The organism is Latilactobacillus sp. VITA-14 (assembly GCF_046580785.1).
GTDB lineage: Bacteria > Bacillota > Bacilli > Lactobacillales > Lactobacillaceae > Latilactobacillus > Latilactobacillus curvatus.
Window position 1 is genome coordinate 31,543 of sequence record NZ_JBJKTM010000004.1, and the last position, 15,300, is coordinate 46,842.

A 15,300-nucleotide genomic window follows, 5' to 3' on the forward strand; every position below is an offset into this window, starting at 1 on the left:
TGAATGCTCCTTAAAAGTCGTAGTCGTTATCGGTCATTTTTTCAGTGTCCGATTCATTGTTTGAAGCCGTTACCTGTTGCAAAAATTGATTTTGGTCAATCATCAGTTCTTTGAGTTGCGCCACTAGTGAAGACGGTTGAACTTCGTAGACAGCGTTAAAGCCAAGTAACATTAATGCATGATTGGCACCATAGGAGGCCAGATTGATGGCTTCGGTGGCATCGTCAAGGTTAGCTTCTAAGAAGTCTTTTTCAGTTTGCATGAGTTGATCAAACTGTGTATTAATCCAATACTGCAGTTCGGTTTGATCACTTACAGTGAGTTCTTCAAATCTGAGGCGAAATTTGTAACCAATATAAGCACTAAAAAGGGCGCTACCGCGGAGAATATTAGCCAACATTTGGTAAGTATTGACGAGATCCTGTGTTTGAAGTATTGTCCAGTATTTACCAAACGAGAGCCCAGTTTCAGTCAGAATAAAAAGGGCTTTTTTCTGTAAGGCCATATCGCTAGTGCTCGTTTGGGCTAGTTGGTCAATTTCAGCTTGCAGATTGGCATTATCATCTGCCCAAGTAAAACTTTCACCATCGTTACCCGGAATCAGAGCCCGAAAAATGGTCGTACAGCTTTTGGCATGGACTGATTTCATAAAGGTAATGGTGTTTAATACGGATTCTTCTTGTTGAGTTCTCCGATCGTGGCGAATAGCAGGGGTGCCAACTTCTGATTGGTAGACGGCTAACATTGATGTACCTGCCAACATACGAGTAATGGCCTGTTGTTGAGTATCTGATAGCTGTTGCCAAGCCGTTTGATCATTCGTGATGGGAATCCGAATGTCTAACCAAAAGTTAGTGGTGAGTCGTTCCCACATGTATTTATCGAAATTATCTTTAATATCATCCCAGTTAATTGCTTTGTAGTATAAGTAGTCCATCGTTATTTGTTCGTCTCCTTAATTAGGATTCATGGGTATATGGGTCTTGTGACCCAATAACGTATGCCGGTGTGTTAAACGGACGGTAAGACCCCAAGTGAATTTCCTAGATCATGCATGATTCACATTCATTTGCCGTTTTAATTTCATCGTCTTCTGTAAACGTTCGAATGTAATAAAGTGACTTAATGCCTTTTGTCCAGGCGTAATTCCGTAACCGGTTAAGGTCTCGGGTTGTCATCTTTAAATTGTTATTGTCCTTCCACTCGTAAAGGTCAGGTTTCAAAACTGAACGCATAAATAGTGTCAGACTCATACCTTGATCAATGTGCTTTTGAGCTACGGCATAGGTGTCAATAATTTTTCGTTGATCAATATCATATGCGGGTGTGTAGTAAGGCAAAGTTTCGTTAGACAGGTAAGGTGCCGGGTAGAAGATTGATCCCACTTTATTTTCCTGCCGTTGTTCTACTAATTGTGTGATTGGGTGAAGTGACGCACTTGTTTCATTGACGTACGAAATGGAACCATTCGGTGCCACGGCAAGTCGGTTACGATGGTAAAGACCATCCGCCATGACGGCCTGTTTGAGGGCCTCCCAGTCGGCAACAGATGGTAATTTAATGTTTTTGAAAATCTCTGCAACTTTGGTACTCTTAAATTCAAAGTCTGCGTTCAAGTATTGATCGAAGTAACTGCCATCAGCATACTTTGATTGGTCAAATTTAGCGAAGGTTTCGTGGCGTTCACGGGCAATTCGATTGCTCGTAACGAGTGAATAGTAGTTTAAAGCTAGGAAGTAGGCATCAGTAAATTCAAGGGCCTCTGGTGAGCCATACTCAATTTGGTGGCGTGCAAGGGCAGTATGCAGACCCATAGCCCCTAATCCAATCGTGTGGTAAAGTTCGTTACCATGTTTAACAGTCGGTACTTCCTTAACGTCGGTTGTGTCAGTTACGAGGGTGAGCGCACGAACAGCGACCTCAACTGAGTGACCGAAGTCCGGCGAGTCAATCATATTCATGATATTGGTTGATCCGAGATTACATGAAATATCGGTGCCAGTTGTCTTGTACGATAGGTCATCATCAAGTTTTGACGGTTCTTGAGGCTGTAAGATCTCACTACAAAGGTTACTCATAATAATTTTGCCATCGACAGGGTTAGTTTGATTGGCCGTATCAATGTTCAAGATGTAAGGATAACCAGATTCTTGTTGGAGTTGAGAAATCTTTTGTTCTAGTTTCCGCGCGTTAAAGACTGACTTCTTAATATTGGGGTTAGCGACCATGTTGTTATATTCTTTGGTGATATCGATGTAAGCAAATGGCGTACGATATTCACGTTCGACATCATAGGGGCTAAAAAGATACATTGGTTCGTTAGTCTTGAGTAATTCATAATATTTATCAGGAACAATCAAACCGAGGGACAAGGTCTTCACCCGAATTTTTTCGTCCGCATTTTCCTTTTTGGTATCCAGAAAATGTAAGATGTCAGGATGGAAGACGTTGAGATAAACCACTCCGGCGCCGTTCCGTTGCCCAAGTTGGTTACTGTAGCTAAATGAGTCTTCAAGTAACTTCATCACTGGTATAACGCCAGACGAGGCGTTGGAAATCTGCTTAATAGGATCACCTGAGGCGCGCAAGTTTGACAGGTTAACGCCGACGCCCCCACCGATTCGAGATAGTTGAAGGGCAGAATTAACGCCACGTCCAATTGAGAGCATGGAGTCGGCCACATCGATTAAAAAACATGATACCATTTCACCGCGCCGTTTTTTACCCGCGTTGAGAAACGTGGGGGTGGCAGGCTGATAACGTTGTGAAATCAATTCATCGGCAACGTCATTGGCAAGTTGTTCATCACCATTAGCGAGATAGAGGGCATTGAAGACGACGCGATCGACAAAGTCTTCCAAAAATTGCTGGCCATCATTAGTTTTCATGGCATATTGTGTGTAGAACTTGTAGGCACCGAGAAAGCTGCGAAAACGAAAGTGATGGTCTCTCATTTGGTCGAACAAGGACTGCACAAACTTGTGAGAGTATTGTTCCAGGATACTTGGATCGATATAATCTTCGTCAACCAAGTAATTTAACTTGGCATTTAACGAATCAAATTGCTTGGTCTTCGGTTTAACTGTCTCTTCGAAATAAGCCTTTAGGGCTTCTTGATCATAATGTAGCGGAATTTCTCCGTTGCTTGGGATATTTACTAGGTTATTTAAGTAAAAATAGGTATTTTCCATTTCTGGGGTGCTAGTTACCATTAGGGATTACTCCTTTGTTGTTTGAAAACAGAATTGATCGCGATAGGTTAAGATGGCATCGGCAATGCGAGGAATGTCGTGTACGGTGCCACGTAGCTCAAAATCGGTAATGTAAGGAAAACCGAAGCGTTTAGCATATTGTTTAGCCGTGAGTGCAAACTGCTTATTAAAATTACGATTACCGCTACCGATAATACCGTAGCAATGCTGGTAATTGCCTTCGTACGCGAGGTAATCTCCCAAAATAGTAGTTAATATTTCAGTATAACCGTTATTAACCCCATTACCACCTTTAATAAAGGCTGGTAGGAAGGTAACAAACGGCTGGTCAAGAGTGGTGAATTCAGGGTGTTCTTTAACATTAATGGAACTAACCTGAACATGACGTTCTTTCTCAAAGTATGTTGTCAGTCTGCTAATAAAATATTTTGTGTTGCCACTCAAGCTGATGTAGAGGATATTTATGGTTTCCGTAACTAATCATCGTCCTTTCTCTATATATGGTGGTTAGAATTACATTATAGCACTACATATAGAAATTGCAACAATCAGGTAAATTAGTTAAAGGTCTGATTGAGCTAAAAATTGTGTTGAAAATACCAATGGAGGACTAATTTTAGCCACGTCACCCGAAGCTAAACACTTATTTCATATCAAAGCCAATGTCTCCCGCAAACATAACTTACCCAATGACCCGCAACTATGGGTTGTGCCACCCCGCATGAACCTTTATATTCAACGTAATTTGCAGATTAATCAAGTTTTTCATCAGTTTGCGGCTGAAAAGGAAGTTTGGCCCTATTCAATTGATGAAAGCATTTTGGATATGACCCATTCGTGGCGTCTGTTTGGCAATTCCGTTCGTGAAGTAGCACGGTTAATTCAAACGACGATCCGCCAAAAACTCGGTTTATACACCACTGTAGGGATTGGTGACAATCCGCTTCAAGCTAAATTAGCCTTAGATAATTATGCTAAACACAACCATGATTTCGTCTGGCGATTTACCGGATTGAGTTTTGGCCTGGCCCTGGATCCACTTATGAACTGTTGAATAGCCAATGCCATATTCTCTGGCCAGTTGGGCAGCTGATTCGCCTTGCTTATATAGGTTGATAATGTTTTGTTTGAATTCTTTGTCGTAACGAGTTGGCATGTAAAAATTCCTTCCTTTTGAGAGATGATTTATTCATTATACCCTCTCTTAAAAGTTGTCTCAGGAATCAGCTTACATCCAGGTAATCGCATCGCTGCATCACCGACAGAATTACTATTTGGAATATAAGCAGGGAAGAAATTCAACGCGTCGTAAGTCCCTGTAATCCCCAATAATCCAGGAGCTTTACCAGGTTTATCCGTTCCCTTACCAATCTTAGTAGTTGCCCAAGCATTGATTAATGTACCTAAATTATTTTTACCCGTGCTATTAGAAGTAAAGTTATTGTCAAGATATGCCGGCGCATCATTATACCAACCATGTTTCTCATATCCAATAAACCGTTGCTTCATATCAATCCAATGCATTTTCCCCGCACTGTCTTTATATATCATCACTTTTTTATAATCAATGTAGTTATCTTTAATTAGACCATTTTCATCATATTTAAGGTTCGCGCCAGCAAGCGATCCATACTCATCTATAGCAGGCATATGCACTGTTTCACTTGAAACTCCAGGAATATAAACCGGGAAAGCATTGTAAGAATATGGAATTTCAATTTGGTCACCGTTGCCATCAACAGGGTTAGCTACATCTTCAATCGTTGTAACGTTGTTTTGACCAGATAAAGGAATCGAAAAGTCTGGATATTCACTGCCCGGATCAGTCAAATCTGAAAGCCAGTATCGTGGTTGAATAATCACCGATTTACTCGTGGTCGATTTAACGCTTTCCTTTTTCTCAGAAGTACTTGAACTCGATTCTGAATCAGAACTCTTTGAACTCGACTTACTATCTGAGCTTGTTGAAGCACTGCTTGTCGATTGTGATTGCAACGAACTGGCTAAGCTTTCAGAAACTGAGCTCGCGCCTTCAATTGCGCTTCGTGGGTTCACAATCTTAGAAGTCGTGTTGGCTGTCACCGTCTCCTTATTCATAGCCACCGCTAATGCGCTACCAAATGACTGTACGATTGTAGTGGTTAAGAAAATAATTGCTAAAATTAGATGGACGACTCTCTTTTGCATATCAAATTTCCTCCCAGTTCTAATGCCTTTAAAACTTTGTTACATGATAATTTTTCGATATTTTGACTATGTTCATCAGGCATAACTTTGACGGTATCACTACTTCCCCCTAGGCTAGACTCCCAAGAATGCCTATGTAGGGGTGAATATTAGTCATCTAACCATCATTACCCAAGAACAATATATAACGATATAAGAGGTTCACAACTCATGAGTTGCGACCTCTATTAATAATTACCTTTATTACATAAAATATTTGTCCGCGAATTTTTTTGAAATTTAAATATTATGAACAAATCCATTTAAATGCGATTATATCAACGTTTAGATAATATATATTTTTTGAATAATTACGAAAAATAAACTTGTATGTCCTTAAATAATGGTGTAAACTGGTTTTATATTAAAGGGGTCACAACTCATGAGTTATGACCTACTATCATGGATTTTTTAAAGTCATTACGTCTAACTTAATTTTGCTTACAAATGTTGATATACCAGTAATTAAGCTGGATTCAGTCCAAAACAAAAAGCGTCTTCCAAACATTATTCGTTGGTGTCTGGAAGACGCTTTTTTAACCCTTATTGTCCTTTTTGGGTTGTTTCTGCGGTTATTGGCTCGATTTGGTATTCTTTTTCGATATTATGGGCTACTCGGTTGAAGCTTTTCATCATTTCGCGCCGGGTAACAATCCCTGTGAACTCCCCTTCATCCGAAATCACAGGCAGATAGGGGTGATCAACTAAGAGATGGAGCGTTTCTTCAATATCATATGGATCTCTAATCGTCACGACATCGGTTTGCATGACATCTTTAACGGTCAGCTTCCGCAAATTTTCGAAACTGAGGTTATTCAATCCGAGCATCGTCTCGGTAATTAACGGCATCGTCAACATCCCTTTGAACTTCGAATGGTTGTCTAAGACGGGAATGCTCGAATATTTCACCGTGGTTAGTAGAATAAACGCATGTTCCAAGGAGTTGCTTTCTTGAACACTCGCAACAACCTCACCGGGAATTAAGAAGTGTTCTTTATTTTCTAATAATAAGTTCGAAAATGCATCTGAAATCATCACTTGGCCTCCAATAAACTAATGCTACTTTTAGATTGTAACAAAGAGCAAACACAAAAGACCATCCATAGCTACTAAACTTTGGATAGTCTTTAGAATTAGGCGCGTTTAAATGTAAAGTGTAACTGCGAAACGGGTTCGAACCGACGATTGTAGTACTGGATTTGATATTGGTCAGGTGTGACGTCTACAACGGCGTATGTCCCTTTCAAGTCACGGAACTGCCCACGTGGTTGGGCAATGCTGCCAGGGTTCAAGAGCAGCACACCTTCGTGCATTTCACAGGCCAATTGGTGTGTATGCCCATAGAACGCGAGATTAGCTTGGCTTTCTTGGGCCGCTAATAAAAGCCGCATTAAATCGCCATTTACACCATACAAGTGCCCGTGCGTTAAGAAGATTCGTTCATTTGCAACTGGGACAACAACTTGTGCTGGAAATTGACCATTGAAATCCATATTGCCTTGGACAACGGTCATTTGGTTAAACAAGGGATCATCGGTTGTTAATTCAGAATCCCCGCAATGTAACATGGTTACTGGTTGATCTTGATACTGCGCCACTAACTGCACGAGAATATCGCGATCACCATGACTATCACTCACAACAACAAAACGCATACTAAACAGTCCTTTCGGCGCCAAGGGGCGTTGTTTTTTTGAAACGTGCTTCTTCCGACATATTCTTCCGGCTAGCTACATCAGCCAAATCTAAACGTGATCCTGCCGTCGCACGCTAGTCTTTGATCCATTCTTTCCATTTATCTTCTAGGTTCTCAATTGCTTTTGCGCGGTGGCTGATTTTATTTTTTTGTTCCACCGTGAGTTGGGCCATCGTTGCATCTAATTCTGGCACGTAGAAAAGTGGGTCATAGCCGAAGCCGTTATCCCCACGAGGAATACCTAGAATTTGGCCCTTCACGTTACCTTCAACGACTAAATCTTCATCTGGTCGGTCTGGTTTAGCAAAAACCAATGTTGTATGGAAGGTTGCGGTCCGCTTTTCAGCAGGCACACCCGTTAATTCATAGAGCAACTTCGCGTTGTTGCCGGCATCGTTATGATCACCAGAGAAGCGTGCAGAATAAATTCCTGGACGACCACCTAGTTCATCAACCATTAGACCAGAATCATCTGCCAAGACAGGTAAGTGTAAGATCGCTGCAATTTGATCCGCCTTTAGGCGAGCATTTTCTTCAAATGTCGAACCAGTTTCATCAATGTTTGGCAATTCTGGGTAATCTAATAATGTTTTGATTTGAATCCCTTCCGCTGCGAAGACGGATTCGAATTCGCGGGCCTTACCTGGATTCTTCGTGGCAATCACGATTGTTTGTTCATCGGTATCAGCCACTTGGATATTCGGTTGAACGGCGCGTTCAAAACTAGCTTGACGTTGATCATTGGTTCGCGTCACACCTTGGCTCGCACGTAAAATAAGTTCGTTGAATTCACTACTATTGACTGCTTGTTGTCCGCCGAGTTCAAGGGCGATGATTTGTTCCTGCGGTGTGGCCACCATCGTCACCAAGCTAGTCGCTAGGTCGCTTTCCGCGGCGTCTGGGTCACCGAGTGACTCACCAGCGACCATCGCTGCTGTGACGGCTGCAGCGACTTGTTTGGGGCCTTTGCCTTTTGGTAATAAGGTTAGTGCGCAATAAACAGCGTTGAAGAGTTCTGCTAATAAGCCGCCACCATCTTCAAGACAGGTTACGGTGATAGTGAGTGCTTCGGTTGCCAATAAGGGGCGTAATGTCGTTTGCAACCATTCTAATTGGTGCGCTGTTATGCCATTGCCATTGACTTGCAAGGAACCTTCTGTAGGTTGAACAGCAGCGAGCACTTTGGTATCACCGCGTTGCCATAGAACAGAAGCGGGTTGTTGCTTTAGAAAACGCCAAGTGACTTGCACTGGCCGTAAATCATTATCAGCACGATTATTCATTCGGACCATCGTTTTTTTCCTCCTTAATAATAACTTGTTGGGCTTCAAGAGTTGGGATTGCTAACCATTGACGCGCGATTGCTTCGAAATTGGTTACAGATCCGGTCGTATAGGTGTGTAGTTGCCCAGCTGTTGCATCGGCCACCAACTGATTGCGATCTTGTAATGCCTGAATCAAACTATCAACAGCGGCATGCGCGGGGTCAACCAGCGTGACTGCCGGTCCAACTGTCTTTTGAATCGCCGCAGTTAATAATGGGAAGTGGGTACAGCCGAGAATTAGCGTATCAATTCCCGTCCCGCTTAATGGCGCGAGGGTTTCGTCAACCGTGTTTTGCACAGTTTCGCCACTCAATTGGTTTGCTTCAATCATCGGTACAAAAGTCGGCGCAGCCAAACTCGTGACGTGTGTCTCCGGTTTGAGTGCCTTTAGTTGATAGGCATATGCGCCACTGTTAATCGTTCCGGTCGTGGCAATTACCCCGACATGCCGATTACGGGTCGTTACCAATGCCGCTTGGCTACCTGGTGCAATCACACCGATTACAGGAATCGTCAATTGCGCTTGTAAATCAGGTAAGGCGGCCGCCGTTGCGGTATTACAGGCGACAACCAATGCTTTAATATTTTGCCCCCGTAGAAAATTGGTCATCTGCCACGCAAATTTGCGCACGGTTTCCGCCGGCTTTTCACCATATGGTAGGCGCGCTTGATCCCCGATAAAGACCATGTCTTCGTTGGGTAGACGTTTAAGCGCCTCTTTTAAGAGGGTTAGGCCCCCCACACCTGAATCCATAAAACCAATGGGTTGTTTTTGCATATTAGATTTCTCTTTTCATTTCAGGATACACTCGTAACCTCTATTTTCTCTTTTTTCGGTGCAAAATTCAACTAAAACAACGGGCACGGCCGGCAATTCACAGTTGGCGTTAATTTTTATAAAAAATAAAGAGTTTTCGCGGTATAATAGGAGTACTTATAAAAAACGAACCATAAAGGAGTGCCACTGTGACTCAATCACGCTATGAACAACTCGCCCAAAATCCACAAACTGCATCATATCTGACACAGGCAACATTACGGGATATCTTGTTACCATCAATTCTTGGGGCCGAAAATGACGCCATCAGCTATTGGGCCGGTAAGCAACTCGCTTTGCAATTCCCACTCGATTCTTTCGAAGACCTCTGTGCCTTCTTCGAACAAATCAACTTCGGCCATCTCAGTCTTAAGAAACAGAAGAAGGAACAATACTTCTTCGAATTAACAGGCCCGATTGTCGCTTCACGGATTGCGGATTTCGATACTCCTGACTTCCAATTAGAAGCCGGCTTCGTTGCCCAAATCCTCGAACAACAATTGCGGATTGTGACTGAAGCCAAAGCAACCATTGAAAATAAAAAAAACGTAACGATTTTCGTCCAAACAGATTCAAAAGCACCAATTGAAGACGAAGCAGTCGAAGCCATTCATTTAACGGTTGATGCATCACAAGTCGCATCTGTACCAAGTGAATCAGAATCTGTTGAAGAAGAACCAGCACCTGTGATGACACAACCTGTTGAAGCAGCCCCTGAAGAAGTGGCTGCTCCCACACTAGAACCAGAATCCGTTCCAGAAACACCAGTTGTTCCTGAACCGGTGGAACCAGAAAACAAGCCAACTTCTGAAGAAACACCACACTACACAAGAACCCGCGTGGCAGACTTACCAAGTCGACGAGAAATGCATAGAAAACACAGATAAGCATGTGCTATAAAAAAAAGGGTAGGAACAAAATTAAATTTTGTTCCTACCCTTTTTGAATACTTAGCATATTAAACGTGTTAATCCTCAAGTGATAACCGGCTCTGTCTCACTCTAATCTAAACGTGTTCCTTGAGCCATCTCTTTCCGGTTAACCCCGAACGTCAAATGATTGCTTCGCTATCATTCACCGTTCTGTGTTAATCCTCAAGTGATAACCGGCTCTGTCTCACTCTAATCAAAGTCATGGACGTTATTGCCGCTGACGTTTTGCCAGTCGCGACTTAAGAAGTCGTTTGACATGTCATAGTGCACTGCTTTTGCTTTTTTCGTTCTCATGAATGGTTGGAGTTTTTGATCAACTTTCAACCAGCCACGCCAGCCAAGATGAATCGTATCTTGCATGAAGAATTGTTCATTACCGTCGTTAGTCATATCAACAATGTTGTTGAAGCCTTGCGTTCTCAATTGATATTGAATCTTCTTATCAAAACGATTCAACATCGCTTGTGAGAGCCCTGTATAAGCGGCCCAACGCGCATTAACGGGTGGAATGATGAATTGAACAGATACTTTATGGGCTGCGAAGTAATCTAACATCAATTGGAAATCAGCAAACTCAGGTGAACTTTCATAGTTAAAGTGACTTTGTTCACCCTTCAATTTACCAACATTGGGTTTAACCCGTTTTTTGTAAAAACTATTTTGAATGCCAAACGGATTATCACCCGTTACTTTTTGTCCTAATTCCGTTGCGACTTGATCAAGTTGCATGTTATCAGGTTGTTTTGGTAACACCTTCAAGCCTTTACGCAATTCGCGTTCACGACCCCGAATGAATAATTGGCTGAAGAGTTGATCTTGATGTTGTAACGCTGGGCGTTTCACATTATTAATGTATACTTTTTGCGTCTCCGTTAAAGGTATGCCTAGAGCTTTGTTCTTCAATGCATCCCGCATTACCCCGTTGGTTGTATCACTTGTGAGTTCTAGAATTCGTTTCGCTGCATACCGCGTACTTTCAGAATCCTTCGCGTGGATTAAGAAATAACTGGTTTGTAGTGGTGAATAGAAGAAATCGAACATCTCAGGTTTTACCCCTTGTGGTACAAACCATTGTGGCGAAATAACGACGACGGCCTTTTTACCGTTCAAGTGATTACCAGTCGCTTGAAGTGATAAAAAGTGGGTCAATGACTGAGTCCCTGGTGCCCCTAGTAGGAATGGCTTATTTTGCCAATCATACTTGTTTGCCATAACAGATGGATGTAACGCGTCCATTCGGGATAGTTCGGATGAACCAATCATCGGAATGTAGTTGTCGTTAAATGCAGCATCTTTGATGGCTTCCCCTTTTAGCACATTGGCGGATAATGACGTCGCCGCTGTCGACAACGTCTTTTCGCTAGGTCGTCCTAATCGAAGAGGTGATAGTAATAAGGCTGTTAAGCAGAGACCGGCCACTAAAACCGGGCCGAAAATTTGCCATAAACGTTTAAACATTTTATTGCAATTCCTTTACGCGAGCAATGATCTTGTTAGGTGTTGACCATGCTTCACGATCGAATTCTGAAACAGGTACTTCAATATCTAATTGGCCTTGTAATTCAAGTAACATTTGCACAGTTGCCATTGAATCTAATGTCCCTGATTTGAATAATTCCATATCCATATCGTCTTTAATATCGTCGTTCCCTGTTAAATCTGCTAAAATTTCTACTACTGTATTTTCTACGTCCATGATTAAATCGCTCCTTTAGTGTGTAGGTCTTAGTGGAACCATAACCGGTCCAAAAAGCCTGAGAAAATTAGAAAACTGAGACAAACGGTGTTAAACGTTGCAAAAATTGCTAAGTAGTTCGTCCACCGATTGCTGATAATGTGATCCTTGTGTTTCTTCTTGAAACGCAACCAGACATCGGTAAGGATGATCCAGATGGCGTGGAACAAGCCGTAAACAATGTAGTACCATGTCAACCCATGCCAGAAGCCCATCAATAAGAAGAGTGTTAAATAGCCGAGATTGGCAATGAGGACCTTGTTCTTGGTAATCTTATGTTTCATCAAGAAGAACACTAAGCGCATGTAGATGTAATCTCTAAACCAGAATGATAATGTCATATGCCATCTATCCCAGAATTCCTTGATATTGGTTGATGCAAATGGCTTGTTAAAGTTAATTGGCGTTTCAACACCCATCACATAACTTGTCGCAACAGCGAATAAACTGTAGCCCGCAAAATCGAAGAATAAATACATACTGTAAACATACATGTAACCAACAAGCCCCCATGAGATATCAAGGAACCCACCGCGACTCGCCATTGCTAAATGCGCAACTTTAGGGAGTAACACGGTCCCGAATAAGTAACCGAGCATAAACTTATACACAAATCCCAACATGAAGTTGTGGACTGCCTTACCCAGTAAGTCGAGATAATGGTCACGATCAGGAACTTTTAGGTAATCTTTTTTGAAACGACGATAACGGTCAATTGGTCCTGATGAAATCGTCGGGAAAAATAGCATAAATTGTAAGAATAACCATGGTTCAAATTTCTTAATACTGCCATCACGGGTTTCCATAATCATCCCAACTGACTTAAATGTCAGATAACTAATCCCCAAGAAGCCAAGAATTGAATTACTACCCGGATTTAAGAATGGCACGAACTTGACAATCACTAGCGGCATAATCGCTAAGATAACAGCCAGATCGAATAGCCAGGTGTTGTTGTGCTTTTGACGATAGACAGTGTATCCCCAAATCAGTGCTCCTTCGAACAGGACATAACTAATCAAGGCAATTCCCTGGTGAACCTTATCCCCGTCAAAGATTAGGATCAAAAAGAGCAGTGAGACAAGTGTCTCATAAACATGCCAACGTTTGCCGTTAAGTAAGCCAATCACTAACGGAATTAACGCCGCACCTAGAATGAGAAAGTAGTTCGGATTCGCGTACGGTTGTAAATTAAGCATTGCCATTAACCTCTTTAATCAACGCTTTACGATCAATCTTCCCATTGACGGATAATGGTAATTTTTCTTGATAAACAAATCGTTGCGGAATCATATAGTCCATCGTATTTTCAGCGAGTTCTGCTTTTAACGTCTTCGTTAAATCATTGCCCGCTTCTTGACCGTCTGCTGGCACAACATAGGCAATCAATTGGGTGACTTGATGGGCTTTGTTGTAGCGCGGTACAGTACATGCTTGATGAACGGCTGCTAATTGGCTTAAGTGATGGTCGATTTCCTCTAGTTCAATCCGGTAACCGTGCATCTTAACTTGGAAGTCGGTCCGCCCTTTATAAAAGAGCAAGCCATCTTCGTTTTGGGTGACCAAATCGCCTGAATGGTAGAAACGTTGCCCGTCTTTTTCGAAGAAGGCTGCAGCTGTTTTTTTAGGATTATTCAAGTACCCTTTTGAAACACTTGGGCCACTGATTAAGAGTTCACCAGGTTGGCCAACTGTGACTGGATTATTTTGTTCGTCCACTACGACAGTTTGAGTATCAGCCTTTGTGTAGCCGATTGGTAGTCGGTCGTAAGTCGCTAAGACCTCCGCCGTAATTTCGATGCTGGTCATCGCAACCGTTGCTTCGGTTGGACCGTAAGTATTAAAGATTTGCGCATCACCGAAACGTTCGATTAACTTCGTTGCTGTTTGATGCGTTAATTCTTCCCCACAGAAGACGAATTGTTTTAATTCTGGAAAATGTTCACTATCAAATGTTGGTGATAATAAGCAGATTTCTGCAAAAGATGGTGTTGAAACCCATTCGTTCACCTTAAGAGTTGGCAAGACTTCAAATAACGTCTTGAAGTTGTCCGTCACAGCTTTTTCTAAAACGACGAGGGTTGCACCTGAGCATAACCCGGGAAATAAATCCATGACTGATAAATCGAATGAGTATGGGGCCTGAATTAGAACGCGGCTGTTATCCGCAACGTTGAAAGCTGGGTTGGCCCAGTCAACGAAACTTTGTAAATTGCTTTCGCTGATTTGGACGCCTTTAGGTAACCCTGTTGTCCCTGACGTGAAGATGATGTAGAAATTCTCATTCCCTTGCACACTTTGGCTAGCATCATAATTGGTTGCTCCGTTTGCAATCACATCTGTCAATTGAGTTTCTGCGAAAACGGGCATATTAACATCAATTGCTGTTTCACTAGCCCATGATAGGACAGCAGCCGGCGTTGCGACTGATTCAATCTGTTTAATCCGCGCTGGATCTGAATGTTGTTCCACTGGAATATAAGAATGGCCTGCTTTAACAGCACCTAGAAAAGTTGCCACCATCTCGAAGTTTTGGCCACCGAAGATAATCACCGGTGCTTTAGCTGGCAAGTCTTGGCTTTGAATGAAATGAGCAATCCGGTCTGAAGCAGCCTTTAAGTCGGCGTAAGTGTGTTGCGTCGTGCCTAATTGATAAGCCACAGTTTGTGGTTGGTCAATTGCAATTGCATCAATTTGTTGAATGATATTCTTTTTCATTTTAACGACGCTCCTTCATTAGAATTCATTGTAGATAAATTTAGGACTACCGATACCACTGTAATCATATAAATAAAGTAGAATTAGCAGAATAACAAAATAAATTATGGTTTTGCCAATGAAATTGACGGCCGGTTTATTCCAAAAATTAAGTATTTTTTGACCCATTTTTTCACCATCTCTTTCTCTCTCTTTTTGATTTTCATCATTTTGTTCATCATTAAAGTTACCACAACGTTTATTAAACAACCACTAACATTTTTGTCACACGCTGTCACATAAAAAAAGCACCTACTGAATAGTAGGTGTTTTAATAATTAGTCGGTATATTGTGCCAAAATCGTTTCTAGTTGTTCCTTATTATGGAAGCCAGTAATTTTTTCAACAACTTGACCATCTTTTTTAACCACTAACGTTGGAATCGCCATAATTCCGAAATTAGCAGGCGTTTCTGGATTAGCATCCACATCCATTTTACTGAACTTAACTTTGTCGTTAGTTTCTGCCAATGATTCGATAACAGGTGATTGCATCCGACAAGGACCACACCAAGTTGCCCAGAAGTCTGTCAAGACAACGCCACTCTTTGTTTCTTCTTCGTAATTTTTATCTGTCAATACTTCAACCATTATTCTTTGC

General features: G+C 42.0%; 16 protein-coding genes and 1 pseudogene. 2 read left to right on the forward strand and 15 right to left on the reverse strand.

What is annotated here, in order from left to right; all coding sequences use genetic code 11:
• Positions 1–10: 10 nt before the first annotated feature.
• The 3 genes from ACF1X7_RS02820 to nrdI all read right to left on the reverse strand — a co-directional run bounded on the left by ACF1X7_RS02820 (position 11) and on the right by nrdI (position 3,677).
• Positions 11–937, reverse strand: a complete 927-nt coding sequence (locus ACF1X7_RS02820) for a ribonucleotide-diphosphate reductase subunit beta (protein ID WP_061827404.1) — start codon at positions 935–937, stop codon at positions 11–13.
• A 106-nt stretch (positions 938–1,043) separates the two neighbouring features.
• Positions 1,044–3,191 (reverse strand): class 1b ribonucleoside-diphosphate reductase subunit alpha, encoded by a 2,148-nt coding sequence (gene nrdE / locus ACF1X7_RS02825; protein ID WP_411162421.1) that lies wholly within the window; start codon positions 3,189–3,191, stop codon positions 1,044–1,046.
• Between the two features lie 27 nt (positions 3,192–3,218).
• On the reverse strand, positions 3,219–3,677 hold the full coding sequence (gene nrdI / locus ACF1X7_RS02830; protein WP_172821868.1) for a class Ib ribonucleoside-diphosphate reductase assembly flavoprotein NrdI: 459 nt from the start codon (positions 3,675–3,677) through the stop codon (positions 3,219–3,221).
• Positions 3,678–3,804: 127 nt separating this feature from the next.
• Between nrdI and ACF1X7_RS02835 the strand changes: the two are divergent.
• Positions 3,805–4,209: pseudogene (locus ACF1X7_RS02835) on the forward strand (excinuclease ABC subunit A); the annotation flags it as partial.
• Here the strand turns inward: ACF1X7_RS02835 and ACF1X7_RS02840 are convergent.
• From ACF1X7_RS02840 to murI, 6 genes are all read right to left on the reverse strand, one after another.
• Entirely contained in the window at positions 4,174–4,368 is a 195-nt protein-coding gene (locus ACF1X7_RS02840; protein ID WP_375792395.1) for a transposase, read from the reverse strand. The pseudogene ACF1X7_RS02835 and the gene ACF1X7_RS02840 overlap by 36 nt on opposite strands.
• A 29-nt stretch (positions 4,369–4,397) precedes the next feature.
• A complete protein-coding gene (locus tag ACF1X7_RS02845) occupies positions 4,398–5,399 on the reverse strand; it encodes a hypothetical protein (RefSeq protein ID WP_146955208.1) in 1,002 nt (333 codons plus the stop codon).
• Between the two features lie 582 nt (positions 5,400–5,981).
• Entirely contained in the window at positions 5,982–6,473 is a 492-nt protein-coding gene (gene cbpB / locus ACF1X7_RS02850; RefSeq protein WP_039099255.1) for a cyclic-di-AMP-binding protein CbpB, read from the reverse strand.
• Positions 6,474–6,571: 98 nt separating this feature from the next.
• Positions 6,572–7,093 carry a metallophosphoesterase family protein gene (locus tag ACF1X7_RS02855; RefSeq protein ID WP_004265059.1) on the reverse strand — a complete coding sequence of 174 codons (522 nt, stop codon included), beginning with the start codon at positions 7,091–7,093 and terminating at the stop codon, positions 6,572–6,574.
• Between the two features lie 115 nt (positions 7,094–7,208).
• Positions 7,209–8,426 carry an XTP/dITP diphosphatase gene (locus ACF1X7_RS02860; RefSeq protein ID WP_004265085.1) on the reverse strand — a complete coding sequence of 406 codons (1,218 nt, stop codon included), beginning with the start codon at positions 8,424–8,426 and terminating at the stop codon, positions 7,209–7,211.
• Complete coding sequence (murI, locus tag ACF1X7_RS02865; RefSeq protein ID WP_411162414.1) at positions 8,410–9,237, reverse strand: glutamate racemase; 828 nt, start codon at positions 9,235–9,237, stop codon at positions 8,410–8,412. The genes ACF1X7_RS02860 and murI overlap by 17 nt, the downstream gene beginning before the upstream one ends.
• Positions 9,238–9,425: 188 nt before the next feature.
• Here murI and ACF1X7_RS02870 point away from each other — a divergent pair, with 188 nt between their 5' ends.
• A complete protein-coding gene (locus tag ACF1X7_RS02870; RefSeq protein WP_056966566.1) occupies positions 9,426–10,163 on the forward strand; it encodes a YslB family protein in 738 nt (245 codons plus the stop codon).
• A gap of 234 nt (positions 10,164–10,397) precedes the next feature.
• Here ACF1X7_RS02870 and dltD read toward each other — a convergent pair whose 3' ends face one another.
• From dltD to trxA, 6 genes are all read right to left on the reverse strand, one after another.
• Positions 10,398–11,666 carry a D-alanyl-lipoteichoic acid biosynthesis protein DltD gene (gene dltD, locus ACF1X7_RS02875; RefSeq protein ID WP_056966567.1) on the reverse strand — a complete coding sequence of 423 codons (1,269 nt, stop codon included), beginning with the start codon at positions 11,664–11,666 and terminating at the stop codon, positions 10,398–10,400.
• A gap of 1 nt (position 11,667) precedes the next feature.
• On the reverse strand, positions 11,668–11,904 hold the full coding sequence (gene dltC / locus ACF1X7_RS02880) for a D-alanine--poly(phosphoribitol) ligase subunit DltC (protein WP_069468420.1): 237 nt from the start codon (positions 11,902–11,904) through the stop codon (positions 11,668–11,670).
• Positions 11,905–11,933: 29 nt separating this feature from the next.
• Entirely contained in the window at positions 11,934–13,142 is a 1,209-nt protein-coding gene (gene dltB / locus ACF1X7_RS02885; RefSeq protein WP_069468421.1) for a D-alanyl-lipoteichoic acid biosynthesis protein DltB, read from the reverse strand.
• The gene (gene dltA / locus ACF1X7_RS02890) at positions 13,135–14,661 is read right to left on the reverse strand and encodes a D-alanine--poly(phosphoribitol) ligase subunit DltA (protein ID WP_064776916.1); all 1,527 of its coding nucleotides are present in this window, start codon (positions 14,659–14,661) and stop codon (positions 13,135–13,137) included. The genes dltB and dltA overlap by 8 nt, the downstream gene beginning before the upstream one ends.
• 18 nt (positions 14,662–14,679) lie before the next feature.
• The gene (locus ACF1X7_RS02895) at positions 14,680–14,829 is read right to left on the reverse strand and encodes a teichoic acid D-Ala incorporation-associated protein DltX (protein ID WP_004265165.1); all 150 of its coding nucleotides are present in this window, start codon (positions 14,827–14,829) and stop codon (positions 14,680–14,682) included.
• Between the two features lie 149 nt (positions 14,830–14,978).
• The gene (gene trxA / locus ACF1X7_RS02900) at positions 14,979–15,290 is read right to left on the reverse strand and encodes a thioredoxin (RefSeq protein WP_004265032.1); all 312 of its coding nucleotides are present in this window, start codon (positions 15,288–15,290) and stop codon (positions 14,979–14,981) included.
• Positions 15,291–15,300 lie beyond the last annotated feature (10 nt).